Raw genomic sequence first — 26,474 nt, 5'->3', positions numbered from 1 at the left:
CAACATTTAGCCGATCTAGTTATAACTCCAGCGGCGCAAAATATCATTCATTTATGAACAAAATGTTAAAAAATAGTCATAAAGTACGGTATCGACGACGCTTATTTTAAAACTTAAATTTCAATTTTAGTCTGTTTTTTCTGAATTTTAGCAGCATTTTTTAGTTTTTTTGGTGATTTTAAATAAAAGTTGTCGATAAATGCAGATATCTCTTGAATTATTAAAGCGGTTCAAATTGAACCGCTAGTAAGTTGCCCAGCATTAGGGCTTGGCGTGTTTTTCTGGTTCATATCAGTGCGTTTTTGCACTTTATTTAGTTGACTGCTGTTCGTCAGGTTCGAGCGCCACTGACACACTGCCAAGCCTGTTGGATGGCATTAAAGGTTTCGGCGTCGCCACCCTTATCAGGATGATGCTTTTGCCTTAGTGCGCGATAAATTTGCTTTTGTTCAGCAGCGCTTTCATCGCCGTTTAGACCTAACACTTTTAGCGCTTGTGGACGCTCATGCTGAACGTTTAATTGCCGCCAAAAACCATCGATCAGTGCTTCGACGCTGTGTTCGGTTTCGGCAGCAAGGTTATTAATATCGAGATAGTACTCAGCCAGCGCATCGTGTTGACCTAACTGCTGTGTTTGCGAGTCAGCTTGAATAGGCAGTAATTGGATGCGGCTTAGGCCAATCGCCAAATAGCCTTGCTGCTGTTCTAGATATTGTTGCTGTAGGCAATAGAGGCAGTGGCGTAAATAAAAATGGTGTTGAAATAGCAGCAGCGGATTGCTTAGATCTGGCTTGGGGTAAAGATGCGGGTAATCTGAGTCGAGCCGTTTGATCAGCTCGTATTCAGATATACCCTCACCGTGCTCGCCGAGCAGCTGTTGTATGGCGTGCATTAATGACTGCTGTTGTGACTTCATTAGGCGTTTGGCTCTGTAACGATCTCCATAAACAGAGTATGAGATTTGCCAGGTTTTACAAGTCGGCTGTCTTCTGATGTATTGGTGACTTCGACGCAAACCATGCGCAAATAGTCCAGAGCATCAAAACTGCTGAGTCGTTTTGACTTTTCGATCCATGGGTTCCAAAGCACCAATGAGTTGCTGCCTTCGCGTATCAGAGTCACCGTTGACTGGCCGAGGCCTTTCAGCTCAACCGGCTGGCCACGATCCAGTACAATGCCATCGACTTCCTGCTCAAACTTAAAGCTCTTTTTAAGTTCGTAAACCGAGTCGCTGAGTTGATCAAGAAACTGGCTGTTTTTTAAACCTTTAATGCGCACATCCTGAATGTCTGCACACTGAAAGTAGCTGTGTAAGGCTTGGCTAATCTCAAAGGGTTTGTCGCCGGTGTTGTGAGTGGTCAGGCTCATTAGGAGAGTTTCGCCAATGCTCACTAATAATTCGCAGCGCGCAGGGTAAGCAAAGCCTGCCTGTTCGCCTTCGGTGGTAAAACTGAAGCGTATGTCGGTACGTTCCAAGCTGTCACTGACAATCTCATATTGCCAGTCTTTATCTCGCACAAAGCCATGAGCCGGAACATCACTAAGTGTCTCGTGTGCGCCAAACCAAGGCCAGCAAATGGGAATGCCGCCACGAATCGCTTTACCTTTAATGTAGGGCTCTTCATTCGAAACGAACAGTACGTTGGCCTTGTTGGTGGGCGTATATTCAATAAGGTGCGCGCCCTGAATAGCAATGCAGGCGGAGGCCTGTTGGTTTTGTATTTTTAGTACTGGCAGTTCATTAATAGTACTTAGAGCAACATGTTGTGACAGTTGGTGGTCATTATGTTGTGGCTGATTATTGGTCATGAGTGTTGTCCTCCTTTTGTTTTCGGCTTGCAGCGGAATAGCTGGCTATGGAATTTAGAGTGACACCGGTGTTGACGTTTGTGAATTCAGTTTTTTGGCATAGCCAAGCAGTATAGCGGCTTGCCTAAGCCGATGCTGGCTGAAATAGTGACCCAGCTCAGCCAGCGGCCAAACTCTTTATGTTGCTGTCGGGTCTGGCTCGCAGGCGACGATGCCACCAGTATGGCGGCAAGATATGGACATTAGATGACTGTATTTTAATCTGTCTATGCGGTTAAGCTTATTGGTAATTAGTCTGTTAGTGCATATTCTGTTTATAATCCGTAGGTCATGCTCCTGCATCAACTTTTATGGGCCCGTTTTTGAGGTGTTAATGAAAAAGTTCACGTTAATGTTAGTTAGCCTAGGGCTATGTGGCCTGCTTCAGGCGGAAACCCCGGCCTTTGGTAAGGTGTTTATTGGTACGGTCGATGTTGGCAAACCAAACCAAGATAGCCAATACGGCCTTGAGTACCAGTTTTCACAAGGTTTAACGCGTTATCAATTTCAGCCATTTGCTGGCGTTTTACGCACTCGAGCCTCATCACACTATTTATATACAGGGCTTTCTCGTACCTCGAAGTTTACCAACAGCGATACTGGCTTAGCGGTGCACTTTGCTTTTGGGCCGGGTGTTTATTTTTATGGCGATGGCAGTGACACCGATCTCGGTCACTGGTTTGAACTGCGAACCAGCGCAGGGCTGCTATGGAATTTTGCCGATGACACCCGAATCGGTCTGCATTTTTCGCACCTTTCAAATGCCTCAGTGACCGAGGTTAATCCCGGCACTGAGTTGGTGTCCTTTACCTACGAACTGCCTTTTTAAGCAAAGCGTGAATCGACACGTGGCGGCTGGTGGATGCGATAATCCTTGCCGCTTTGATATGCTATAAACCTTATTCAATACAGGCCTTAGAATGAAAACGAAAACCCTAGCCAGTAGCTTTCGACGTGTGGGGATTGTTGGTCGTCTCAACAGTCGCAGCGTATTGCTATCGGTGCAGCGATTGACTCTGCTATTGCAACAATTAGACAAAGAATACTGTGTTGAACAGTGCTTATTAGAGGCCATGCCAGAGCTGCAATGTAATGGCAAAGACCGAGATGGCATTGGCCAATGGGCTGATCTGATTATTGTGATTGGCGGTGATGGCACCTTTTTAGGCGCAGCAAGAGCGCTGGCACAATACGATGTTCCAATGGTCGGCATTAACCGCGGTCGGCTGGGCTTTTTAACCGACATCATGCCGCAAGAAATGGAACAGCGCGTCAGTGAAGTCATTCAGGGTGATTTCAAGTTAGAGCAACGCTTTTTGCTGCAAGCGCAGGTGATTCGTGACGGTAATGTGGTTGCCGAAAACTGTGCTTTTAATGATGTGGTTTTACATTCTGGACAATCGATTCGCATGATCGAGTTCGATCTAAATGTTGATGGCCAGTTTGTTTATAGCCAGCGCTCTGACGGACTTATTATTTCTACACCGACCGGCTCAACGGCTTATGCGTTAAGTGCTGGCGGGCCGTTGGTTCACCCAAGTATGAATGCCATGGTGTTGGTGCCAATGTGTCCGCACAGTTTAACCAACCGACCGCTGATGGTTTCTGCCGAGTCGGAATTGTGCATTAAAGTGGGCTACGAAAACGATTTACCGCCGCACTTGAGTTTCGATGCTCAGGCATTGGTTGAGCTACAACATGGCGATGAATTGATCGTGCGTAAGTACCCACACACGCTGAACCTTATTCATTTAGAAGGTTATAACTATTTTGAAATTTGTCGCACCAAACTCGGCTGGAGTAATCGGTTAGAGGTTAATGATGGAGGCTCGGAACAATGAACTTTGATGAATTAGCCAGCAACATGACAGCGGATATTTATCAGCGTTTAAAAGAGTCTGTTGAATTAGGTCGATGGCCGACCGGCGGCGAGCTGAGCAAAGAACAAAAAGCCTTATGCTTGGAAGCGATATTGAAATACGAGATCGCGCAACAGATTCCGGTAGAGCAACGCACTGGCTATTTGCCTAGCAACAGCTGCGGCCCTGCCAATGAGGTCGACACCATTGACTCCATCAATTTACCCACTGGAGGTGAAGAGTGATCACGCCAGATTTATTTGACTCGCTCAACGAAGAAGCAGCGAGCGAAGAAACAAAAAACCAAGAGCAAAGCTCAAGTGCGCAATCAAATGAGAGTGATGAACTTCCTGAGGTTGTCAGCGGTACATTACGTAAAATGATTACGCGAGCGAACAAGGGTAAGCCGGTTGACTACTTTTTGCCGGTCGGCGAATTTCATGTGCCGTTAAACCCTTACATTGGCAAAAATATTCGCCTTGAGTATCAGGGCGAGATTCATTGTTTGCATTGTGGTGAACGCACCAATAAAAGTTTTGGTCAGGGTTTTTGTTATAAGCATTTTACTTCCTTGGCGCAAAACGACAGCTGCATCATGTCACCCGAACAGTGCCACTACCATGAAGGTACTTGCCGCGAGCCAGAATGGGGCGAGCGTAACTGCATGCAGTCGCACTATGTCTATCTGTCTAATTCCAGCGCCATAAAAGTAGGCATTACTCGTGGTGGCCAAATTCCAACCCGCTGGATCGATCAGGGAGCCACCCAAGCCATCGCCATTGCGCGCGTCACCACTCGCCAATTAGCAGGCTTGTTAGAGGTCGCATTTAAAGAGCATGTAGCTGATAAAACCCATTGGCAAGCCATGTTAAAAGGCGCGCCAACGGTACTTGATATGGCTTCTGAGAGAGATCGTTTATTTGAGTTAGCCAAGCCGCAATTAGATGCCTTAATTGCCGAGCACGGCTTGGTGGCGGTGCAGCTACTTACTAATGGCGAAGCCTATGAATTTGAATTCCCCGTGCAGCAGTATCCAGAAAAGGTGAAGAGCTTTAACCTTGATAAGACCGATGTCGTTGAAGGTAAGCTTATGGGTATTAAAGGCCAGTACCTTATTTTAGACAGTGGCGTAATTAATATTCGCCGTTTTGGCGGCTACAGCGTCAACTTTTCTTAAGATTTTTTAAATTTTATTTTATCGATTGGAAGCGACATGAAAGAAAGCAGCGCCCGTATTATTCGTTTAGCAGAGTACAAAGAGCCGGACTATTGGATTAAAAATACTCAGTTGGTCATCCGTATATTTGATGGCTACACCGAAGTTAGCTCTGAACTGACCATGGTAAAAAACGCCCGCGTTGATGGCTTACCAACATTGGTGTTAGACGGCGTTGAGCAAACGATTAAGCAGCTGCATTTTGACGACACCGAAATTAGTCAGTATCAATACAGCGACGATAAACTCACCGTGCAGCCAGTTGCCGAAGAGTTTATTTTTAAAGCCGTGACTCGTATCGATCCAGAAAACAATACTTCACTCGAAGGTCTGTATAAATCCGGCAGCATGTATTGTACTCAGTGCGAGGCTGAAGGCTTTCGAAAAATTACTTTTTATCTAGACCGTCCCGATGTCATGGCAACATTCACTACGCGTATCGAAGCCGATAAAGCCTCTTTTCCAACTCTGTTAGCAAATGGTAATCCTATCGATGAAGGCGAGCTAGAAAATGGCCGCCACTTTGCGACTTGGCAAGATCCGTTTGTAAAACCCGCTTATCTATTTGCTGCCGTTGCCGGTGATTTGGTACGTAAGGACGACAGCTTTACTACCTGCTCTGGGCGCGAAATATCGCTGCGTATTTTTGCCGAACCACGCAACGCCCATAAAACTGATTTTGCTCTCGACTCACTCAAGCGTTCAATGAAATGGGACGAAAAGCGTTATGGCCGTGAATACGATTTAGATATTTTTATGATTGTCGCTAGCGACTTTTTCAATATGGGCGCCATGGAAAACAAAGGCCTAAATATTTTTAACAGTGCAGCTGTGTTGGCGAACCAAGAGACATCGTCAGACGATCGTTTTGAACGCATCGAAGCGATTGTAGCGCATGAATATTTTCATAACTGGAGCGGCAACCGCGTTACCTGCCGCGACTGGTTCCAGCTATCGCTTAAAGAAGGTTTTACCGTTTACCGCGATGCACACTTTACCTCGGATATGCACGACGCCACCGTAAAACGCATTAAAGATGCTCGCTTTTTAAAAACGGTTCAGTTCCCAGAAGACTCTGGCCCGAATGCGCACCCGGTTAAGCCGCAAGAATACCAAGAGATTAATAACTTCTATACCGTCACCATTTACGAAAAAGGCGCAGAAGTGGTTGGTATGATCAACACCCTGATCGGTGAAGACTTATTCCGTAAAGGCAGCGATCTTTACTTTGAACGTTTCGATGGTTGTGCCGCCACGACCGATGATTTTGTTGCCTGCATGCAAGAGGTGAGCGGTTACGACTTTACGCAGTTTAAGCGTTGGTACACTCAAGCCGGTACGCCGACGGTTGTGGTTAGTCAGCATTACGATGCCGAACAACAGCAGTATCAGTTAAGCTTCTCGCAAAGCCAAAAACCAACACCGGGGCAAAGTGAAAAATTGCCTATGGTTATTCCGGTTAAAATGGCATTACTCAACGCTCAGGGTGACGAGTTGGCGATTGATTGCGATGCTGACTTTAACCAACAAACGCAAGTATTAACGCTGACCGAAGCGCAAACCACTGTCACCTTTAGTGGCGTATCCGAGCAGCCATATGCAAGTTTATTCCGCGATTTTTCAGCGCCAGTTCGTGTTGAGTTTGAATTATCCGAAGCCGAACTATTGTTGCTCGCCAGCAAAGATAAAAACGCCTATAACCGTTTTGATGCGGTACAAAAAATTTATCTCGATACTCTGATTGCGATGATCAAAAACGGCGATAACCAAACACCAAGCTTGGTGTTGGATGTTGTTCGTGCGAGTCTCGCCGATAATGCGTTATCGCCAGCGATTAAATCTTTAATGTTAGCCTTGCCGTCTTACCAGTTGTTGGTCGATAGCCTGCAACAAAAGGTTGATGCCGATGCGCTCGTTGCCGCGCGCCAAGCAATGAAGCAAAGCATTGCTAACAGCTTTAAAGCCGAATGGGCCGAGTTAACTCTGTCGCTGCAAAGTGAACAGGCTTATCAGTTTAACGCCGAGCAAGCAGGTCGAAGAGAGTTACAAGCCTTGACGTTGAGTTATTGGGCCGAGACCGGCGACGCCGCGGCGTTAGATTTTGCCAAGGCGCTGTATCAGCAAGCCAATAACCAGACAGATCGTTTAAATGGCTTAAAAGCCGTGTTGGATAATGGTAGCGATGCGTTAGTGAGTGATCTGCTGGATGATTTTTATCAGCGTTGGCACGAAGATACGCAAATGGTTGAAACCTGGTTGTTACTGCAAGCCAGTGCTAAAGGCGTGACAATCGACACCATTAAAGCCTTGATGCAACACGAAGCTTTCGATATCACCAACCCGAATAAAGTACGTTCAGTGTTGGCTGGCTTTATGAATAACTTTACCTCGTATCATCAAAAAGATTTTTCCGGTTACGACTTTATCGCGCAGCGTATCATTCAACTCGACGCCATTAACCCTCAGGTCGCGGCACGATTTGTAACAGCGTTAGAAAACTGGAAAGTGTTTTCTGGTCAACGTGCCGAAGCAATGAAGCAGGCGTTGCAATCGATTGCCGACAGCCAAGGCCGCTCGCCAGATGTGAGTGAGAAAGTTGAAAAGGCGTTAGCTCACTGATAAATAAAATCTCCCCCTTAATCAAGGGGGAGACGCCTGATTATGCTATCGGGCGTTTGCTTCTCACCAGATGATATATAAGAGCGATCAGCGTCAGAGATAAACCAAATAAACTTAGCCCGCTCCAACCTGAAATACCCATAAAATGCACGCCAATGGCAGAGCCAGCAGCAGCTCCTATGTAATAACAAAGCATGTAAATAGCATTGATACGGCTCTGGGCTTTAGGGTCGATCGAAAATATTCGAACTTGGTTTGGAATTTGGCAGCCAAACACGCCGAGGTCGACCAAAATAATACCTACAATTAAACCCGCTAATGAGTCTCGCCACAGAGCAAATATTACAAAGCCAGTTAAAATCAATAAGAGACCAAAGCTAATTAAACGAACGGAGCCATATTTATCTACCAAGTGGCCAGAAACCTTTGCGCCAATGACGCCGGCTAAGGCAATCACTCCAAATAAACCAGCTTGCTGCGCGTTGTAATGAAAGGGGGATTCACCGACATGAATGGCTAAGGTTGCCCAGAGTGCATTAAAAGCAGCAAACCACAACCCACCGACGATAGCTGCATCTCTTAGAGTGCGATGTTTTTTTAACAGCATTAGCATAGAGCCAAGCAGTTGGGGGTAAGGTAAGCTCGAGGTCGGTTTGTTTTTAGGCAGGTAACGCATTAACAGTAGACCAAAAAATGCAGCCAATACGGCCGCAAAAAGATAGACCGATCGCCAGCCAAAATGCTCGCTGATGCTGCCGCTAATAACACGTGAAATTAAAATTCCGATGGTTAAGCCAGTCATAATAGTTGAAATAACCTTGCCTCTGTTTTCAGAAGTTGCCAATGACGAAGCCAACGGAATTAACTGCTGCGTAATGTTTGCGCCAAGGCCGACAACAAAACTAAAAAAGACGAGAGGCAGTAAACTGGTGGAAAAATAAGTTGCTACCAAGCCAAGAAATAAAATTACCGTAAGGTAACGAATAATGCTTTTTCGTTCATAACGATCGCCTAGCGGTGAAATAAAAAAGATCGCTGCGGCGTAACCAATTTGAGTGGCAGAAGGAATGAAGCCTAAATAATGCTCGCTAATATTGAGCGCAAGACCAATAGAGGGCAATAGAGGTTGATTGTAATAAAGGTTTGCCGCGGTTGCAGATACGACAACCGCCATTAAAAGCAACAGTGGTCGGCTTAGTGTGGTATTGGTTTGGGTAGTCACTGTTAAAATCTCACTAGTCAGGTTTAAAAGTCTAACGGTGCGTTGTCTTGAACTTCTTTCATGACAAAAAAAGTTCTCAGTTGACGCACGTTCGGTAAGGCGAGTAATTGGTCGCTGTGCAATTTGTTAAAGTCGGCTATGTCTTTAACACGGATTTTTAAAAAATAATCAAAGTCACCGGCGACAAGGTGGCAATCTAAAATAAAGCTGAGTGGCTTTATCGCGGCTTCAAAATCGGCAAAGCTTTGTTGTGTTGAGCGGTCGAGCACAATACCGACAAGCACCAGCGAACCACGCTCTACTTTTTCGGCATTTATCAGAGCGCGAACATCTTTGATATAGCCCTCTTTAAACAGCTGTTGGGTTCTACGGTGGCAAGTGGCAGGGCTAACATTAATGCGCTCAGCCAATTCGGCATTCGTGAGACGGCCATCTTGCTGTAGCTGTTTTAGGATTTTTTTGTCTGTTTTATCCATAGCAGAGTTTTTAGGCGTTTGTCGTGGCGAGAAGAGTCGCTATGATAAAGCTAAAAGAGGGGTGAAAGAAGCTCTCATTTTTGTGTTTATAACTGAGAGCTTCTCTTGGGTTTTGATGCTTTGGCTAGCCGTTACGGTAGGTATAGCTGTAACCATTTAACGCCGGTGCGCCACCCAAATGCACATACAGCACTTTTGAACCGGCAGGAATGTCGCCTTTTTTGATCAGGTCGATCATGCCTTGCATCGACTTACCTTCGTAAACAGGGTCGGTCATCATGGCTTCGGTTTTAGCCGCTAAACGAATCGCTTCGTTAGTTTCATGGCTTGGTACACCGTAAGCAGGGTAGGCGTAGTCAGGGTTGATGACGATTTCTTCGTCAGTCACTTTACGGCCCAGTTCTACCAATTCAGCAGCATTATCGACAATTTGGCGAACCTGAGAGCGAGTTTGCTCAACGGTACCAGAAGCATCAATACCGATGACTCGATCAGCGCGGCCTTGGTCTGCAAAGCCAACAATCATGCCTGCTTGAGTGGAACCGGTGACTACGCAAACGACAATATAATCGAACTTAAAGCCTAGTTCTTCTTCTTGCTTTTTAACTTCTTCGGCAAAGGCTACATAACCAATGGCGCCGTATTTGTTCACTGAGCCGCCAGCTGGAATGCCGTAAGGCTTGCCGCCTTCCGCTTTAACGTCTTCGATCGCCTTTTCATAAGAGGAGCGAATGCCAATATCGAAACCGTCGTCGACAATGCGGCTGTCTGCACCCATAAGGCGAGTCATTAAAATATTACCAACACGGTCGTACACGGCATCTTCATGCGGTACCCAGCTTTCTTGAACTAGGCGACACTTCATACCAATTTTAGCGGCAGTCGCGGCAACCATGCGGGTGTGGTTGGATTGTACGCCGCCAATGGAAACCAGAGTGTCGGCTCCTGAGGCAATGGCATCAGGGATAATGTATTCCAGCTTGCGCAACTTGTTGCCACCCATGGCAAGGCCAGAGTTACAGTCTTCACGCTTGGCGTAAATTTCTACTTGGCCGCCCAGTGCTTCACTTAAGCGAGGTAGGTGTTCAATCGGCGTTTCACCAAAGGTCAGTGGGTAGCGTTCAAATTTTTCGAGCTTCATTGGTTATCCTTAAGGCGGGTTAGAAAGCCTTTATGCTAGTGCTTTACCAATGAAAGGTGCTCTTTAAATTCTATTGTTTAATAAGTGATTGTCTTTATATGTTTGTTTTATGGTGATTAATATTTTAAAAATTAATGATTAGTTGAAAGATTCTTTCATATGTTTCTATGGCTAGCCTTGGCTGATCAGTGCTTAGCTTGTCGTGCTCGCACTATGACAATGAAAATCCCGCCGCAAATCAGTGCTGTGCCGCATATTAGCGAGGCGGTGAGCTGTTCACCTAAAAATAAGCAGGATAACAATAACCCAGTCACCGGCACGCCGAGCATAGCGGTAGCAACGAAAGGGCCGGGCAATAAACGGCTGGCGCCATTCACAGCGCAAAAACAAAAGGCCGTAGCCAGTGGGCCTAAATACAGGCTGATTTGCCATAGCTCAGTGCTGCCGTCACCAGTGAACGGGCCTTCAATCCAGTAACCCAGCGCAATGAGTGGCAGCGTGGCGGTCAGCATTTGCCAAGGTGCAAGTTGGTAAGCCGAAGCGTTCGATCTAGAGTGCCGCAAGTGCAGAATGCACAAGCTCCAACACAATGCTGCCAGTAGCAACAAGCCATTTGCCATCAATAAAACTGGATCATGCCAGCTAAAACTAAAGGGGTTAAACAGCACAAGCACACCAACAACGCCAAATAGACTGCCAATGAGCTGGCTTTTACTGAGTGCTTCACGGAATACCAATACTGAGATTGGCAATACCCAAAGCGTTGTCGTGTAAGCCAGTACCGCAGAGCGGCCCGCATCGACTTGTGTCATGGCAATGGAACCGAGCACGGTAAAGAGCATCATCTGGATTAGGCCAATACTTAAGATCAACGCGATATCCTGCTTTTTAGGTCGATACAGGCTTTTAGTCACCAGCTGGTAAATAAATAGGCTTAAGCCACCTAAGGCAAAGCGCAACATTGAAAACCAAATCGGTGTGATGTGGTTTAGCCCTGTTTTCATCACCGGCCAATTGCCTCCCCAAATGAGGATGGCGAAAAACAAAATCAGCAGCGCCTTCGTTTTAGGGCTCACCGAAATCAATTTAGGCGGATGTGTTGCAATGGCGGTGTTGCTGAAAACGCTCATGGGGCTTTACCTGTGCATTTTTAAGTGCCCTTAGAATAACCAAGCGTTCAGAGAAAAAGTTTCTCAAGTTTTTGTGATTTTCTGCTGCGGCAGTATATATTGTCTTTTAATTGGATATTTAAAGGATAATTTGCATGGTTAAGCTGGATAGCAAAGATATATCGATCTTAAATAGGTTGCAGGCCAATGCCGACATTACCAACGCTGAGCTGGCCAGCTTGGTTAATCTATCGCCAACGCCTTGTTTTAATCGGGTTAAGCGATTGCAAGAAATGGGCATTTTAAACGGCAAGGTCGCCTTGGTTTCTGCCAAAAAATTAGGCTTAAACCTTAATGTGTTTATTCATGTGCGATTAAAAAAACAGGACGAAGCCTCGTTAGAACAATTTGAGTCTGCCGTTGAGCAATGCCCTGAAGTGATGGAATGTTATTTAATGACCGGCGAAGAAGATTATTTACTGCGTGTGCTGGTGCCAGATATTCAGGCGTTAGAAGAACTCATTCTTATTCGGCTGACAAAAATACCGGGTGTAGAAAATATTCGTTCCAGTTTTGCTTTAAAACAGGTGCGTTACAAAACGGCATTGCCATTACCAGAGCAGGGCTTGTCGCTTTCGTCATAAATTTTTTAGGCTGATTTTTTTGCCAGCTGGTTACTCGGATTTCCTCTGAACAGAGCGTCACATTTATTATGTGACCAGCTTAACTAAATGCTTGTAATTATGACCATCATGCCAATTGATAATGCAATTGCTTATATTTTTTTGGTGGTTTTTTAATCGCTCGTTTTTTTTCAACTAGGCTTTGTGTTTATAAAAACAAATTCACAAAGCTGTGGTTGCCAAGATGACATTAAAAATAAAACTGCTGTTGAACCTAGTTGCCGTATCGATAGGTACCGGCATTGTTGTTGCGACGCTGTCGGTGATATCGGCAGGTAATTCAATGAGTCGGCAGGTTGTAGACCAGCTCGAATCACTAAGAGAAGTTAAAAAATCGGGCGTTGAGCGTTATTTTAATCAAATACATGATCAAATATTATCGCTCGCCTATAGCGATGAAGTGATTTATGCACTTAAAGATTTTAACCAAGCCTATCAGGCGGTATCTGCAGAGGCTGCGTTTGCTGGCACAGAAGTTAATGATTTAAAAGGCGAACTAAAAAAATATTACGATGCGTCTGTGATGACTAAATTCGACACGGACCACCCAGCGCAACACTCTAGCCAACAGCTAATTAATGCGTTGTCTGATACCGGAGTGTTATTGCAAAGCGAATATATTTCGCAAAACAGCAATACGCCGGGCAATAAACATTTGCTCGATTACGGTAAAAGCCTTTACGAATACAATAAGCAGCATAAACATTACCATACCTTTTTTAGAGATTTTTTAATTCGCTTTGGTTACTACGATATTTTTTTAGTCGATGCCAAAACTGGCGATGTTGTCTATTCGGTATTTAAAGAAGTGGATTATGCCACCTCGTTAAAAACCGGATCTTATAATCAAAGCGGTATCGCTCAGGCGTTTCAGCAGGGCTTAAATTTAACGCCACACAAAGAAACAAAATTTATCGACCTTGCGCCGTACGAGCCTTCTTTTAACGCACCAGCAGGTTTTGTTTCTACGCCAGTGGTTGCTGAAGATGGTGAGCTGCTTGGCGTGCTGATTTTTCAGTTCCCGCTCGATGCACTCAATACCATTATGCTTGAGCGCTCAGGCCTTGGTGAGACGGGCGAAACCTATTTAATTGGCAGCGATAAATTGATGCGCTCCGACTCATTTTTAAGCCCAGAAACTCATTCGGTGGCGGCGTCCTTTGGTTATCCAGATAAAGGTCGTGTTTCAACAGCAGCCAGTGAAGCGGCATTAAATGGTGAAACCGCCAGCATGGAAGATAACGACTATTTGGGTAAACAGGTTTTGTCAGCCTATTCACCGGTCCAGGTACAGGGGTTCAATTGGGCTATTTTGGCGGAGATTAGTATTGATGAAGCCATGGCCGATGTTCATCATTTGCAAAAGGTTGTGGTAGGTTTGATCTTACTGTGCGTTGTCTTGGTAGTGCCTGTTGCCATGCTGATTAGTCGCAGCGTAACTCGGCCGTTAGGCGCAGAACCGAAAGAGTTGGTGGCTATTGTTAAGGCGGTTGCCAGTAAAGATTTAACTCTAAGCTTTAATAATTCGGCACCGGCAGACAGTGTTTATGGCGCCGTCCGTGAAATGGCGTTAAGTTTAAAAGATATTATTGAGCAGATAGCAAAAAACAGTTTGCAGCTTTCTTCTTATTCTGAAAGAACCGCAACGGCTTCTGCGCAAACATTAGAAGCGGTAGATAGGCAAAAGGGCGAGACCGATTTAGTTGCCACGGCCATTACCGAAATGGCGGCCACGGTGCAAGAAATTGCATCCAGTGCGGTAGATGCTTCAAAGCATTCGGATTCGGCGCAAAGTTTAGTGGATGAAGGCACAAATAAAATTGAGCAAACCAGCCAAACGGTTATTAATCTAGTAGCACAGGTTGAAGAAACCTCTCAGGTTATTAATTCATTAAGCGAAAAAAGTCAGGACATCGGCAGCGTGTTGGATGTCATCCAGAACATTGCCGAACAAACCAATTTACTGGCATTGAATGCGGCTATTGAGGCGGCACGAGCTGGTGAGCATGGTCGAGGCTTTGCGGTAGTGGCAGACGAGGTACGTTCACTGGCGCAAAAAACCCAAGGCTCCGCGTCAGACATTCAAAATATGGTTGAATCCATCCAGCAGGGTACGGCTCGTGCGTTAGAAACCATGTCAGAAAACCAGCGTCATGTCGATCAGACATCCGAAAATACCGAACAAGCCAAGCGCGCCTTTGCCGATATTAAACATTCGGTGAATCAAATCAGTGAAATGGCTGCGCAAATTGCGACCGCGACAGAAGAGCAAACGGTAGTGGCTAGCGAAGTCGACGCCAACGTAATTTCGATCACCAGCATCGCCAACGAAGTGCATGAAGAAATGCAAAACATTACCGACTCCAGCAAAAAAGTAGCTGGCTCGTCTTATCAATTAGGGGAGATTGTTAATCAGTTTAAGTTGTAGCTGGTTTGGCTCGACTCTATTGTTGACTGCCATAAAAAACGCGGAAGAGATCCGCGTTTTTTTATAAAATTAAATCACCGTGTCAGATTAATTGGTTTTAACTGGGTGCGCCCATAAATCATATTCATCGGCTTCTTCAACCTGTACCCATAAACGATCGCCCGGTTTTAAATGGGTTTGATCATCTAAGAAAACCTGACCGTCAATATCTGGTGCATCGGCTTTAGAGCGAGCTACGGCACCCTGTTCTACCACTTCGTCAACAATCACTTCAATGGTTTTACCGACCTTGGCTTGTAGCTTGGCAGCGCTGATGCGTTGTTGCACTTCCATAAAGCGATCATAGCGTTCTTGCTTTACGGCTTCTTCAACATGGTTTGGTAAGCTCGCCGCCGCTGCACCATCGACATTGGAATATTGGAACGCACCAACGCGGTCGAGTTGTGCTTCTTCTAAAAAGTCGAGCAGCTCTTGGAAGTCCGCTTCGGTTTCACCCGGAAAGCCAACAATAAAGGTAGAGCGCAAAGTAATGTCTGGGCACAGCTCACGCCATTTGTGAATGCGGTTAAGTACTTTTTCAGAATGTGCTGGGCGCTTCATGTTTTTAAGTACCGAGTGACTGGCGTGTTGGAACGGAATATCTAAGTACGGCAAAATTTTATTTTCTGCCATCAATGGAATAATGTCGTCCACGTGCGGGTAAGGGTAAACGTAATGCATGCGCACCCAAGCGTCCATTTGGCCAAGTTCTTCACACAGGGTTTTCATGCGTGTTTCAATGTCGCGACCTTTCCAGCGGTCACTGCGGTATTTGGTGTCGACACCGTAAGCACTGGTGTCTTGCGAAATTACCAGCAACTCTTTAGTGCCGCCGTTTACCAAGCTTTCTGCTTCGTTCAATACCTGGTTAATTGGCCGCGAAACCAGATCGCCACGGAAGCTAGGGATAATGCAAAATGAACAGCGGTGGTTACAGCCTTCGGATATTTTTAAGTAGGCGTAATGCTTCGGCGTTAATTTGATACCGGCGTTTGGCACCAACGAGGTGAATGGGTCGTGGCTTGGCGGTACCACTTCGTGCACTTGCTTCACTACAGACTCATAAGCATGTGGTCCAGTAACCGCCAAAACGCTGGGGTGAACTTCACGGATTTCATCTTCTTTGGCACCTAAACAGCCGGTAACCAATACCTTGCCATTTTTGTTCAGCGCTTCGCCAATGGTGTCGAGCGACTCTTGCACTGCAGAATCAATAAAGCCACAGGTGTTTACGATAACCACATCGGCGTTGTTGTAGCTGGGTACAATGTTGTAACCCTCAGAGCGTAACTGAGTGATGATGCGCTCTGAGTCCACCGTGTTTTTTGGGCAACCTAAACTAATAAAGCCGACGTTGCCCGGTGCATCGAGCGTTTGGCCGTCAGAGACGTTAAAGGTATTGATGATGTTATCCATAAATTCGGTAGCCTGTACTTCTGATGAATTCGCCGAGCGACAGTGCGTTATGCCTGCAAGCTTCGTTTATTAGTGGTGATTGTTTTTCATGGTGCTTATTTCACAGCTGCTTAATTAGTTAGCCGTTATTTGCTAATGATAACCATTCGTCGGTAGCCGCTGTTTGTAACCGCCAAAACGGTCGGCCATTGTAGCGATTCTTAAGCCTAGCTCAATGCGAAAATAGTCTTTTGCCGAGTTTTACATAAGCTCGCGTTAAAACTGATCGATGTTAATGTCAGCTGTGCTCAGTGTTAGGCATAATAGCGCGACATTTTTATCTGTGAACGAGGAGGGGATATGTTTAATGCCATTCTGATCGAAAAGGATGATAACGGTTACCGCGCTGAGCTTAAGCCAGTTGATGAGGCGGTGTTGCCCGAAGGCGATGTCTTGGTTGAGGTTTCGCACAGCACCTTAAATTATAAGGATGCTTTGGCGATTACCGGTAAAAGCCCTGTCGTGCGGCAATTCCCGATGATCCCCGGTATTGATCTGGTCGGTACGGTACTCGAAAGCCAAAGCGATAAATTCAGTGTTGGCGATGCAGTATTGCTCAATGGCTTTGGCGTTGGCGAAACCCACTGTGGCGGTTTGGCTGAACGAGCAAGACTTAAAAGTGACTGGTTGATTCCATTGCCAAGCCGTTTTGCACCCGAACAAGCTATGAAAATTGGCACCGCTGGCTATACCGCCATGTTGTGTGTCATGGCGTTAGAAAAACAGGGCGTAACCCCAGACAAAGGCGATATTTTAGTCACCGGTGCAAACGGCGGCGTTGGCAGCTTTGCGATCTATCTACTGGCTAAGCTGGGCTATCGAGTGGTTGCCTCTACTGGCCGAGTGGCGGAGTCTGATTATCTAAAACAGTTGGGTGCCAGCGAGATTATCGATCGTGCGAGCTTGTCAGAAAAAGGCCGACCTCTGGGTAAAGAGCAGTGGGCCGGTGCGATTGATAGCGTAGGCAGCCAAACCTTGGCGAACGTTTGTTCGATGATTCAATACGGCGGTGCGGTTGCTGCTTGTGGTCTAGCGGGTGGCTTTGATCTACCGGCAACGGTGATGCCGTTTATTTTGCGTGGCGTTACGTTGGCGGGTGTCGACAGTGTGATGCGGCCAACTGAAGATCGTCTCGAAGCTTGGCAGCGTTTGGCTGAGCTTATCAGCGATGACATGCTGGACGATGTTGCTGAGCAAATCACTCTGAATGAAGCGTTACCCTATGCTGAGAAGTTACTGGCAGGTGAGGTGCGTGGCCGTATTGTGGTGGCTATTTAATCGATCAAGACTGGTTAATAGATCAAGGTTGGTTAATAAAGGCCGGTTGATATAAAAACTGAGCCAAAAACCACAGGCAAAAAAAGACCCGTCAAAGCACTGAAAACAGGCTTTGACGGGCTACAAATTCTGAGTGCCGGGAAGAGATTCGGTACCCAGTTCAGGACTACCTCTGTAGTAAAGCCTATTTAATTACCGAATGCAAATGATAACTGTTTTCATTCGGTAATTATTTACATTCTCATGTAATAGTTCTCATTTTGAAGCTGTTTTATCATCCCGACCACGATAATTAATCGCATAACCACTCACTTTGTGGGTGAATGGCAGTGCTAACATTCCAGGCAACCAAACGGCGGTTTTTGCCTCACGGATGTTTTTAATCCCAATTTCCATACCCTGATGGCCTTTGGCAGGCTGTGCTTGATAAGTACCAAACAGGCGATCCCAAAGCGAAATATTAAAACCAAAGTTACTGTTGGTTTCGTTCACAATAATAGAGTGATGCACGCGGTGCATGTCTGGCGTTACCACCAACAGCCGCAGCCAGCGGTCTAAACCTAATGGTAGGCGAACATTGCCGTGGTTGAACATCGCCATAGAGCTGAGAATGACCTCAAACATAATCACCGCCGCCGCCGAAGCGCCCAATACGGCAATAACCGCAAATTTAATCAGCATCGAAAACACGATCTCTAAGCTATGAAAGCGCGCGCCGGTGGTCATGTCGTAATCTAGGTCGGCATGGTGAACACGGTGCAAACGCCATAAGCTCGGAACCGCATGGAACATCACATGTTGCATATAAATAGCAAAGTCCAAACAGACGATGGCAATCAAAATGGCCCAGCCGGTAGGAACAGCGTAGTAATTCAGCAGCCCCCATTGGTTGGCCTCAACAAAGCTGGCGATGCCCACGGCCGCAAGCGGAAACAACAACCGTAAAATTAGGGTGTTTAAAAATACCAAACCAATGTTGTTTAGCCAGCGGATAGAACGCGACACTAAGCGTGGCCGCGCTGGCCTGCGCCATTCCCATAAAGCCATGATGAAAAACAGACTAAAAAAGAAGCCCAGGCGAATGCTGGCTTCGTGCGCGAGTAAGTAATCGGTTAGGTTCATGTTCGGGCCTTGTGGTTGAGCAGTGTTGAATGCTTTCTACTTTCTAAATGCTTACTTAATGTTGCTTAATATTAGTAGACTCTTAATTAGCCTGATAGTTTCACATCAGGCTAAGATAGAAAACATATAACAAACCCTATAAAAGACACTATAAGCGCCCCAATAAAAGATCTAATCAAAGACAGTACGGCTCAACAGCGATTAGGCCAGTTAGTGTGCGCTCGCTGCTGGTTTGTATTTGTTGTAACCGTTCCAGAGCATTAACACTGCAAGTACAACAGCACTGAGCGAGTAGAGCAGTGAAGTCATGTCGCCATGATGGCCCGAGGTAACCTCAATGTGCAGATCAAACACAGCAAAGGCCCAATCGGTTAGCGCACCTAACGCTAAAGCACTGCTGATGACACCAGCAAGATAAGCATACATAGAACGTGTGCCGAGTTCGTTTTTAACCACCATAATGGTTGCCACGTTGGTAGCTGGCCCTGCCATCATAAACACCAAGGCAGCACCGGGTGAAATGCCTGAAAGCATCAACCCTGCCGCAATGGGTGTGGAAGCCGTGGCGCAAATGTACATGGGGATCGAAATCAGCACCATGATCATCATAGAAATTAAGCCAGAGCCGTGTTCGGCTAAAAAGCTCTCTGGCACAAAGGCACGGATCAGCGCGGCAAACACCAAGCCAATTAATAGCCATTGCATAAAGTCGCCCAGCAGTTTGCCGTAGCTGTATTTAATACAGTTTTTTAATTTAGTCAGCCAAGGGTATTGAGTTGTTTGGCTGCTGCTGTTCGCTTTGCTAGAACAGCAACTAGAGCTTTCGGTTTTAGCTGGCTCGTTAACAGACTCACTGGGCTTACTAGAACAGCAACTAGAACTTACGGCTTTAGCTGATTCGTTAACAGACTCACTGGGCTTACTAGAGCAGCAACTAGAACTTTCAGCTTTAGTTGATTCGTTAACAGACTTGCTAGAACAGCAACTAGAGCTTTCGGTTTTAGCTGGCTCACTAGAACAACAGCTGGCCGAAGCATCGCCTTTTTTAGCAGGCGTTTCTTTATCCCACCACTGCACTAACAGGCCGGTAAAAATAGCTGCAATGATGGCGCTAACGGGGCGAATAATCGCCATGATTGGCCCTAATAACGCATAAGTTACGCCAACAGAGTCGACACCGGTTTCTGGCGTGGCAACCATAAAGCTGGCGGTAGAAGCTTTAGAAGCACCCGAACGGCGAATGCCTATGGCAGTTGGGATAACCGAGCAAGAACACAACGGCACAGGCGCGCCAATAAAGGCCGCGGTGACCATAGAATTACGCTTGCCGAGCGTTTTTTGTACCCAAGCACTGGGGATTAAAATGTGGATTACCCCAGCAATGAACAAACCGAGCAATAAAAAGGGTGCCGACTCGGTAAACAAGAATACAAAGCTGGCAATAAAATCTGAAAAATAAGAAGCAATCATAAGTTCATCCCTCAATACGGAATAATAATGACCACCAGTTTAAACCTTTGAGTCCACTCTAAAGTCAATAGGTGCTGATAAGCATTCGCTAATTTAAGCTAACTTTGTGTTATAACCATGAGCTGTTCGAGCAGTTAACGTATTTTATAGTCGATTTTTATAGCCGAGGTCTTCATTGTCGAGTTCTAATCTAAGTCGCCGCCGCCGTTGGTTTAAAGGTGCTGCTGCGGCGATGCCGCTTTCTATTGCTGTCATTCCGTGGGGCGTTATTGCTGGCTCTTATGCGGTAGATGCCGGTTTAAATATTATTCAGGCGCAGATGATGTCTGCCGTTTTATTTGCCGGTTCAGCGCAACTGGTTGCCGCCGAGATGTTTAAAAACCAAACCGCGATGATCGCCATGCTATTAGCGGTATTAATCATTACGACACGACACTTTTTATACAGCCTTGCTATGCGCGATAGGCTAAGCCGTTTACCGACACGTTGGCGCTTGTTGCTCGGCTTTTTACTCACCGATGAACTGTTCTCGGTTTGTGGCAGCCAAAAGCCAGAAGCATTCGACCGTTGGTATGCCTTTGGCGTAGGCGCTTCGTTTTATTTGGTTTGGAATTTAGCAAGCTCAGTAGGCATCTTCTTAGGCAGCCGATTCACCGGCCTCGACCAACTTGGACTCGACTTCGCTGTTGCCGCAACCTTTATCGCCATTGTAGTGCCGAGTATTAAAAGCTCGCCCATTGTTGCCTGCGTGCTAACCGCGCTGGTGCTTTCTATGCTGCTGCATTGGTTTGGCGTTCCAAGTGCTTTACTTATTTCTGCCTTAGTTGCCATGCTGGTGGGATATTTAACAGAAACTCTTCAAACGCGCTTACAGCACAAACAACAAGCCTCGGCCGAGCCAGCTGAGAGCCAGCCTATATCCACTGGGAGCAAGCCAATAATAGAAGGAGCCGAGCAGTGATCACACTAACCATACTCGCCATGTCGCTTATCGTATTTGGCAGCCGTTATATTTTTATAGAACCGGCACTGCCATTAAAACTGAACAAATCAGTCAAACGCTTGCTTAGTTATTCAGCGCCCGCGGTACTTACCGCCATTCTAACGCCGATTGTGTTTTTGCCCGAAGGTGAGCTTTCACTTTCATGGACAAACCCTTACTTACTGGGCGCAATAGCCACCGCGCTGGTGGTCGCAAAAAGCAAAAACGTCCTGTTAGCGGTATTTATTGGCACCCTAGTGTTTGGTGTCGCGAGGTATTTACTTTAGCCGAGCAAGCCAAGAAGCAATAGCGCGGCTCATCACATCGCCGCTGAAGGTAAATGGGGAACAGGTAAATAAGACAGCCAATTAAAAGCCAGCTAACACACTGAAAAACAAGATTATTTTAACAAAAGCCTTGCCAGAACAAATTAGATAAGTATCATACGCCACACTTTAGGACTATAGCTCAGTTGGTTAGAGCGCTGCCTTGACATGGCAGAGGTCAGCAGTTCAAATCTGCTTAGTCCTACCAAATTCTAAAAAACGGCGACCTATTACAGGTCGCCGTTTTTTTTCGCCCGCCAAAAAGACAGCTTAAACAAGCGTTCAGCTGCTCATTCAATAAACCCCATATTTGGTTCTACTGCACTGCCTCGTAAAGCATGGATACTAATCCAGTTATGTGTATTTTATGGAGTTTCAAATTGACAGGCTAACCTACGGGGTAGCATATTAGGTTGTTTCAAGGAGCAGGTAGAGTTCAGTATCCTGAAAAGCCGCTCCATACAATGCCGCTTAAGCGGTAAATTAAACTGTTAAGGTTCACTATGAAATATCTACTTCTTATCATTCTGGTGTTTTCGGTAGCTGCTGCTCATGCGGAAAAATGGTATGAGGGTAGTTGGGTTGTCTCTGACGCAAAATTTCCGGGAATTAGTACGGTAGGTATGGAGGATATTACGCCTCTTATCGGTACATCCGGTGTTATATCCAGCTCTACCGTTACACTAAGAGAATCTTTGTGTACCAATCCCGTGTTTAGAGAGAGCACAATAGATAAGAAAGATTTTGAATTCAGCTATAGAGCTACATTCAAAGAATTGGGTTTTAGTCGTGGCCCTGTGTCAGCCATAACGATTAGTTGTAACAATAAAGTGGAGTACATTTACTCCCATCTTATTCAAAATAATAATGTTACCTATGGAGTATGGAAAGGAGCCTTTGTTCTACTTGTGGAGTCAAAGCCTTAACAAATAGCCCTGCCTGACAAATATTGTTGCGCTCGTTTTTGTGTATGTCGCGTAGCTCCATTTTACAAAAAAATGCTCTCCGTAATATGTGCAGGTGAGCTTAGCGTTAAGTGTCCACTTCGATTTGAGTATGAAATTCTATGGAAAGACTAAGCCCTAAAATAATAATTCTTGCTAGCGTGATACTGATTGCAATTGTTGTAGGTTCATACGCAATCGGAATAGGTGTTATTGGCGGGGGTAAATTTTCCTTTGAATCATCTTCATGGCATGGTTTTTCCGGTTACTTTAATAACATGCTTAGCCCCATCTTGGCAGCAATTGCTGCTGCCATTGCATTTTTCTCCCTTACACATCAACTGAAGGAAGCAAGACGAGAATCCTCGCTCAATGAGCAAATAGCCAACTATTTGAATCATCTAAAGCTCCTTCAGAGCATGATCGAAAAGAGATGGAAAACAATCAGCAGAGTCAACCAGATGGACTGGGAAGAAGAGCCATTCTATTCAATAAACAGAGCTTACCTGAAAGAGCGTCAAATAAAGTCCAAATATCTGGCTCTAGAAGTCCTGCGTTTATGCCGTCTCTTCGAGGATCTCGTTGATGGGGTTCAATGGTATACTCATCTGCACAAAGATAAGGTTGATCTGGCCAAACAAAATTTTCCACGAAATGAGTGGTCTCATTTCTCACAGTCATTAATACAAGAACAAGATAAGAAAATGAGGTTCTGCTACGAATATTGCCTATGGCTACTGGAGGAGCCAAGTAATATAGCCGAGCAATATCAAAAAGAGATTTTAATATATCGCCAGTTTTACGAGAACTTGGTTTCGGATGGCTCTCTTTATGAACCATAAACACTTAACAAGGCGCTCAAGCGGGACAAAGTGCTGCGCACTTCGCCCCTTAGCTTGGCGTTAGGTGTCATCTAAATTATGAGTAACCTTCAAGAATTAATAGATGATTTCGATTCTATAACTGAGATTGCATACGACTTGTCTCAGCAATTTGATGGTATTCAAACAGAAGACAGAAGGAAAAAAATATCAACGCACTATTTGGCTAAAGTTGTTCCGGAATGCATATCGCTATTGAGAGTGCTTCCTGGTTCAAGGTTTACCGATTCAGGAGAACTATTCGATTTTCCATCTTTCTGCTCGATTTCTAGAAGTCTTATTGAAGCTGCTAACCTGCATTGGTATTACTGTATAGAGAGCATTGATACAGAAGTGTCAGACTTTCGACTCTATCTTTATGATTTTCATGATGAGAAATCTACAATACAGATCGCGAAGTTTATAGGTGCCGAAGAAAAAGGTATAGATTTGCTCCAAGAAGAATGCGATAGGCTGAAAAGTATAATTAAGGAAAACGCAAAATTTAAATCCCTTTTGCCTGAGGTTCAAAGGCAGATTTTCAAAGGTCGTAAGTGCTCAGATATGAATCAAACCGAAATATCCGATTGTAGAGGGCTGGATTTAGATACGTTCAATGGTATTTACAAAATTCTATCTACTAATACTCACTCTACACCGTCGGCGATAAGCGCCATAGTCCATTCTAGAATTCACGGAAAAGAGTTGCATGAGGCACTTGCAGGCCTAGTTCTTTCATATGTGGCTTCATTTATTGCGGACATGGTGAGAACAATAGGTGAAATATGGTGCTTAGAATTCGCCAAAGAAGAGTCTGAAGAAATAATAAGCTTATACTCGAAAGGTTTGTGCGAAATCACCTAACAAGGCAATGAAAGATCGCCGGTATAAACACGCCGGAGTGTTGGCCGCCCTTTATTGCGGCGTTACACATTGGAAATACTAAATGGTTAAAACTGAACGTTTGCTTTTGTTAAAACCAGCAAAGGCTGACTTAGATGTAATTTCGAACATCCTATCTAGCCCCAAGCAAACTAAATATTTGCCGAATGAAGCTCCTTACTCAACAAAGCAGCAACTGGACTATCTCCAAAAAAGAATTTCGCATTGGGAAAAGTATAACTTCGGTACATTTATTATTGTTTTAAAACAGAATCCAGAAATTAAGTTGGGTTTCGTTGGTGCTGAGTTTGCTCCAAACCCTAGTTTTATAGACGTACGATTTGGTATTGTCAGTGAACATGAAGGCAAAGGCTACATAACTGAAGCAACAGAAGCCCTTATCAATTGGTTTTTCCAAAATACCGAGAATAAGGTACTTTACGGAGTTTCAATGGTTGAAAATGAAGGCTCCAAAGCTGTATTGCGCAAAGTAGGTATGATGCCAGCTGAAAATGTAGACCTATACAACTGTGAAGGGCTAGAAAACTTTTCTTTGGAATCACCCTATGCGTAACGAATCCGGACAGCCGACGCGAAAAATCACGCATAACTGCTGCAAGCGTTAGATACTCAAATTACCCTGAGAGAAAGCATGAAAATAGAAATAGTAAATTTTGTAGATGGGGCTAGGGGTGCTGAAGGTATAGCGGTTGTTATTGATGTCTTTCGGGCTTTTTCTGTAGCCTGTTATTGCTTTAGTAAGGGTGTTTCTAAAATATACCCTGTAGGTGATGTCGATGACGCATATGATTTGGTGAAAAATATTGATGATGGGATTCTGATTGGTGAAAGGAAAGGTAAGATGTTACCTGACTTTGACTATGGAAACTCTCCCACAGAAATTATGGCTGCGAATCTATTAGGTAAGAAAGTTGTCCATACCACGCACGCAGGTACCCAAGGAATAGTTAATGCAGTAAATGCGGATGAAGTTCTCACCGGAGCATTTGTAAACGCAAAAGCTACGGCTAAATACATTAAAGATAGAAGCCCTGATAAGGTAACGCTGGTTAAAATGGGGCTTGAGGCTAAAAGCCAATCTGATGAAGATGACCTGTGTGCTGAATACTTTAAGATGTTGTTAAAAAACCAGCCGTTCGATGAGACCACTATCGTTGAAACTTTACGTAAATCTCCTTACTCACAAAGATTTTTCGACCCTGATAAACCGTGGTGCCCATCATCAGATTTTGATTTATGTTTAGATGTTAATAGGTTCAGCTTTGCATTGCGATCTGTTCGTGATGAGACAGGGAACTTGAATCTTGAAAAAGTAAATGTCCAAGTTACGATTCCTTTTGGTGAAGAGGAAAAAGCTAAAGACGTTATGCATCAATTATGAGTAAAGTACTACTATCACTTCTATTGGCAATTATTCCCACCTATTCGTTTGGGAATTGTGTAATTGAAGAATCTATATTTAGTTATGAGCGCGGAAGTGAATACACATACACTCTATTTCTAAATTCAGATAGCTCCCTCATCTTTCACCATGAGCGCTGGAAACCTGGCAATGCAAACGAAGCAGAACTGCTTGAATATTTTGGTATCTGGAGCTGCGACAAGAACAAAATAAACTTTCAGGTGAATGGAAATAGTTACGAAGCTGTTTACGAGAGAGTTGGTCAGAATCCAGTAGGGATTAGTAGTGAAGCGATGTCTCTGAAAGTTGAGGCTAGCAATAACATTTTAGGTTATGTTGTACTATTAGAATCCGGTATTTAAATGCATTACAAAGCTATCAACCAATCGCTAGCCCGTTGGCTAGGATCTACACTGCGTTGCTCGTTTTTCTTTTTAATCGGGCTAGCACTTTAGAAGCGTGCGAGAGAAATCTTAAAAGAATTGGAGTTGAGTTGGCGTTTTATCTGGTTCTCATGAAGATCGCGCGTAACATATAACAACCCCGTTTTTTGGGTTAGATTCTACTACGTATAAACTAACCTAAAATGGAAGCGTTAATTTCTAGGTACGTATGAGAGAAATTGTAATAAAAAACATTAAAGATCGTTTTGGTGTTCTTAGTGAACTTGCTAGCTCTTTGACTGAGGTGCAATTTATTTCAAAATTAGACGTGCCAAAGTATAAAACGATTGAAGATCATCTTTGGTGTATTGTCGGTGCTCGTGAAAGTTATTTTAAAGCATTAGCAGCTGGAAAGTGGCAAGGGTTTAGTTGCTCTTTAGCTGACGGCAGCGACAAGTTAAGCTACGAACTAGCGCTACGCCAGACCCAAGAACGATTTGATAGAGTGCTTTCTAATGTCCTTTGGAATGAAAGTACTGAAAATATTCTGGCTAGTCTTTATGAACATGAGACGATGCATGAAGGCCAAATTATTCGTTTAATCTATGGATTAGGATTAGAGATGCCCCAGTCAAGTAAATGGGCTTGAAAGATAAAGGGCGATGCAGAATTTCAGTTTGGAAGTAAATATTATTACTGACTGTATTTT

General features: G+C 44.8%; 26 protein-coding genes and 1 tRNA gene. 18 read left to right on the top strand and 9 right to left on the bottom strand.

Annotation, left to right across the window (positions count from 1 at the left end):
• Positions 1-331 precede the first annotated feature (331 nt).
• The gene (locus FME95_RS04825) at positions 332-916 is read right to left on the bottom strand and encodes a DNA-J related domain-containing protein (protein ID WP_147713279.1); all 585 of its coding nucleotides are present in this window, start codon (positions 914-916) and stop codon (positions 332-334) included.
• Positions 916-1,809: a D-hexose-6-phosphate mutarotase gene (locus FME95_RS04820; RefSeq protein ID WP_147713278.1), complete on the bottom strand. Its 894-nt coding sequence runs from the start codon at positions 1,807-1,809 to the stop codon at positions 916-918. Before FME95_RS04820 ends, FME95_RS04825 begins: the two co-directional genes overlap by 1 nt.
• Before the next feature lie 373 nt (positions 1,810-2,182).
• Between FME95_RS04820 and FME95_RS04815 the strand changes: the two genes are divergently transcribed.
• The 5 genes from FME95_RS04815 to pepN all read left to right on the top strand — a co-directional run bounded on the left by FME95_RS04815 (position 2,183) and on the right by pepN (position 7,542).
• Positions 2,183-2,677: an acyloxyacyl hydrolase gene (locus tag FME95_RS04815; protein WP_187265444.1), complete on the top strand. Its 495-nt coding sequence runs from the start codon at positions 2,183-2,185 to the stop codon at positions 2,675-2,677.
• A gap of 91 nt (positions 2,678-2,768) precedes the next feature.
• Complete coding sequence (locus FME95_RS04810) at positions 2,769-3,689, top strand: NAD(+) kinase (protein ID WP_147713276.1); 921 nt, start codon at positions 2,769-2,771, stop codon at positions 3,687-3,689.
• On the top strand, positions 3,686-3,952 hold the full coding sequence (locus FME95_RS04805; RefSeq protein ID WP_147713275.1) for a DUF1315 family protein: 267 nt from the start codon (positions 3,686-3,688) through the stop codon (positions 3,950-3,952). The genes FME95_RS04810 and FME95_RS04805 overlap by 4 nt, the downstream gene beginning before the upstream one ends.
• The gene (locus FME95_RS04800) at positions 3,949-4,884 is read left to right on the top strand and encodes a DUF2797 domain-containing protein (protein ID WP_342783514.1); all 936 of its coding nucleotides are present in this window, start codon (positions 3,949-3,951) and stop codon (positions 4,882-4,884) included. Before FME95_RS04805 ends, FME95_RS04800 begins: the two co-directional genes overlap by 4 nt.
• A gap of 36 nt (positions 4,885-4,920) precedes the next feature.
• Positions 4,921-7,542 carry an aminopeptidase N gene (gene pepN / locus FME95_RS04795; protein WP_147713274.1) on the top strand — a complete coding sequence of 874 codons (2,622 nt, stop codon included), beginning with the start codon at positions 4,921-4,923 and terminating at the stop codon, positions 7,540-7,542.
• Between the two features lie 40 nt (positions 7,543-7,582).
• Here the strand turns inward: pepN and FME95_RS04790 are convergent, their stop codons facing one another.
• The 4 genes from FME95_RS04790 to FME95_RS04775 all read right to left on the bottom strand — a co-directional run bounded on the left by FME95_RS04790 (position 7,583) and on the right by FME95_RS04775 (position 11,511).
• A complete protein-coding gene (locus tag FME95_RS04790; protein WP_222709905.1) occupies positions 7,583-8,764 on the bottom strand; it encodes an MFS transporter in 1,182 nt (393 codons plus the stop codon).
• 23 nt (positions 8,765-8,787) lie between these two features.
• Positions 8,788-9,240: an Lrp/AsnC family transcriptional regulator gene (locus FME95_RS04785; protein WP_147713273.1), complete on the bottom strand. Its 453-nt coding sequence runs from the start codon at positions 9,238-9,240 to the stop codon at positions 8,788-8,790.
• Positions 9,241-9,364: 124 nt separating this feature from the next.
• The gene (locus FME95_RS04780) at positions 9,365-10,381 is read right to left on the bottom strand and encodes a 1-aminocyclopropane-1-carboxylate deaminase (protein ID WP_147713272.1); all 1,017 of its coding nucleotides are present in this window, start codon (positions 10,379-10,381) and stop codon (positions 9,365-9,367) included.
• 185 nt (positions 10,382-10,566) lie between these two features.
• Positions 10,567-11,511, bottom strand: coding sequence for a DMT family transporter (locus FME95_RS04775; protein ID WP_147713271.1), 945 nt, complete (start codon positions 11,509-11,511; stop codon positions 10,567-10,569).
• Positions 11,512-11,645: 134 nt separating this feature from the next.
• On the opposite strand from FME95_RS04775, the gene FME95_RS04770 reads away from it, so the two are divergent.
• A complete protein-coding gene (locus FME95_RS04770; protein WP_147713270.1) occupies positions 11,646-12,134 on the top strand; it encodes an Lrp/AsnC family transcriptional regulator in 489 nt (162 codons plus the stop codon).
• Between the two features lie 223 nt (positions 12,135-12,357).
• Complete coding sequence (locus FME95_RS13620; RefSeq protein ID WP_187265443.1) at positions 12,358-14,601, top strand: methyl-accepting chemotaxis protein; 2,244 nt, start codon at positions 12,358-12,360, stop codon at positions 14,599-14,601.
• A gap of 87 nt (positions 14,602-14,688) precedes the next feature.
• Here FME95_RS13620 and rimO read toward each other — a convergent pair whose 3' ends face one another.
• Positions 14,689-16,056: a 30S ribosomal protein S12 methylthiotransferase RimO gene (rimO, locus tag FME95_RS04760; protein WP_147713269.1), complete on the bottom strand. Its 1,368-nt coding sequence runs from the start codon at positions 16,054-16,056 to the stop codon at positions 14,689-14,691.
• Between the two features lie 339 nt (positions 16,057-16,395).
• Here rimO and acuI point away from each other — a divergent pair, with 339 nt between their 5' ends.
• Positions 16,396-17,373, top strand: coding sequence for an acrylyl-CoA reductase (NADPH) (acuI, locus tag FME95_RS04755; protein ID WP_147713268.1), 978 nt, complete (start codon positions 16,396-16,398; stop codon positions 17,371-17,373).
• Positions 17,374-17,628: 255 nt separating this feature from the next.
• Here acuI and FME95_RS04750 read toward each other — a convergent pair whose 3' ends face one another.
• A complete protein-coding gene (locus FME95_RS04750) occupies positions 17,629-18,495 on the bottom strand; it encodes a sterol desaturase family protein (RefSeq protein ID WP_147713267.1) in 867 nt (288 codons plus the stop codon).
• A 210-nt stretch (positions 18,496-18,705) separates the two neighbouring features.
• Positions 18,706-19,965 carry an SO_0444 family Cu/Zn efflux transporter gene (locus FME95_RS04745; protein WP_147713266.1) on the bottom strand — a complete coding sequence of 420 codons (1,260 nt, stop codon included), beginning with the start codon at positions 19,963-19,965 and terminating at the stop codon, positions 18,706-18,708.
• Between the two features lie 175 nt (positions 19,966-20,140).
• On the opposite strand from FME95_RS04745, the gene FME95_RS04740 reads away from it, so the two are divergent.
• The 10 genes from FME95_RS04740 (at position 20,141) to FME95_RS04695 (ending at position 26,414) form a co-directional block, all read left to right on the top strand.
• Complete coding sequence (locus FME95_RS04740; protein WP_187265442.1) at positions 20,141-20,926, top strand: AzlC family ABC transporter permease; 786 nt, start codon at positions 20,141-20,143, stop codon at positions 20,924-20,926.
• Positions 20,923-21,234: an AzlD domain-containing protein gene (locus FME95_RS04735; protein WP_147713265.1), complete on the top strand. Its 312-nt coding sequence runs from the start codon at positions 20,923-20,925 to the stop codon at positions 21,232-21,234. The genes FME95_RS04740 and FME95_RS04735 overlap by 4 nt, the downstream gene beginning before the upstream one ends.
• A gap of 170 nt (positions 21,235-21,404) precedes the next feature.
• Positions 21,405-21,481 (top strand) — tRNA-Val (locus FME95_RS04730).
• A 295-nt stretch (positions 21,482-21,776) separates the two neighbouring features.
• The gene (locus FME95_RS04725; protein ID WP_147713264.1) at positions 21,777-22,199 is read left to right on the top strand and encodes a hypothetical protein; all 423 of its coding nucleotides are present in this window, start codon (positions 21,777-21,779) and stop codon (positions 22,197-22,199) included.
• Positions 22,200-22,339: 140 nt separating this feature from the next.
• Positions 22,340-23,059, top strand: a complete 720-nt coding sequence (locus FME95_RS04720) for a hypothetical protein (protein ID WP_147713263.1) — start codon at positions 22,340-22,342, stop codon at positions 23,057-23,059.
• 78 nt (positions 23,060-23,137) lie between these two features.
• A complete protein-coding gene (locus FME95_RS04715) occupies positions 23,138-23,941 on the top strand; it encodes a DUF5677 domain-containing protein (RefSeq protein ID WP_147713262.1) in 804 nt (267 codons plus the stop codon).
• 82 nt (positions 23,942-24,023) lie between these two features.
• Positions 24,024-24,533, top strand: a complete 510-nt coding sequence (locus FME95_RS04710; protein WP_147713261.1) for a GNAT family N-acetyltransferase — start codon at positions 24,024-24,026, stop codon at positions 24,531-24,533.
• 78 nt (positions 24,534-24,611) lie between these two features.
• Positions 24,612-25,361, top strand: a complete 750-nt coding sequence (locus tag FME95_RS04705) for a 2-phosphosulfolactate phosphatase (protein WP_147713260.1) — start codon at positions 24,612-24,614, stop codon at positions 25,359-25,361.
• Entirely contained in the window at positions 25,358-25,744 is a 387-nt protein-coding gene (locus FME95_RS04700; RefSeq protein ID WP_147713259.1) for a hypothetical protein, read from the top strand. Before FME95_RS04705 ends, FME95_RS04700 begins: the two co-directional genes overlap by 4 nt.
• A 250-nt stretch (positions 25,745-25,994) precedes the next feature.
• Positions 25,995-26,414, top strand: coding sequence for a hypothetical protein (locus tag FME95_RS04695; protein ID WP_147713258.1), 420 nt, complete (start codon positions 25,995-25,997; stop codon positions 26,412-26,414).
• Positions 26,415-26,474 lie beyond the last annotated feature (60 nt).

The sequence above is a fragment of the Reinekea thalattae genome (assembly GCF_008041945.1).
GTDB classification, from domain to species: Bacteria; Pseudomonadota; Gammaproteobacteria; order Pseudomonadales; family Natronospirillaceae; genus Reinekea; species Reinekea thalattae.
The sequence above is the reverse complement of the archived record's forward strand: the minus strand, read 5'-3'. Positions and strand labels throughout refer to the sequence as shown.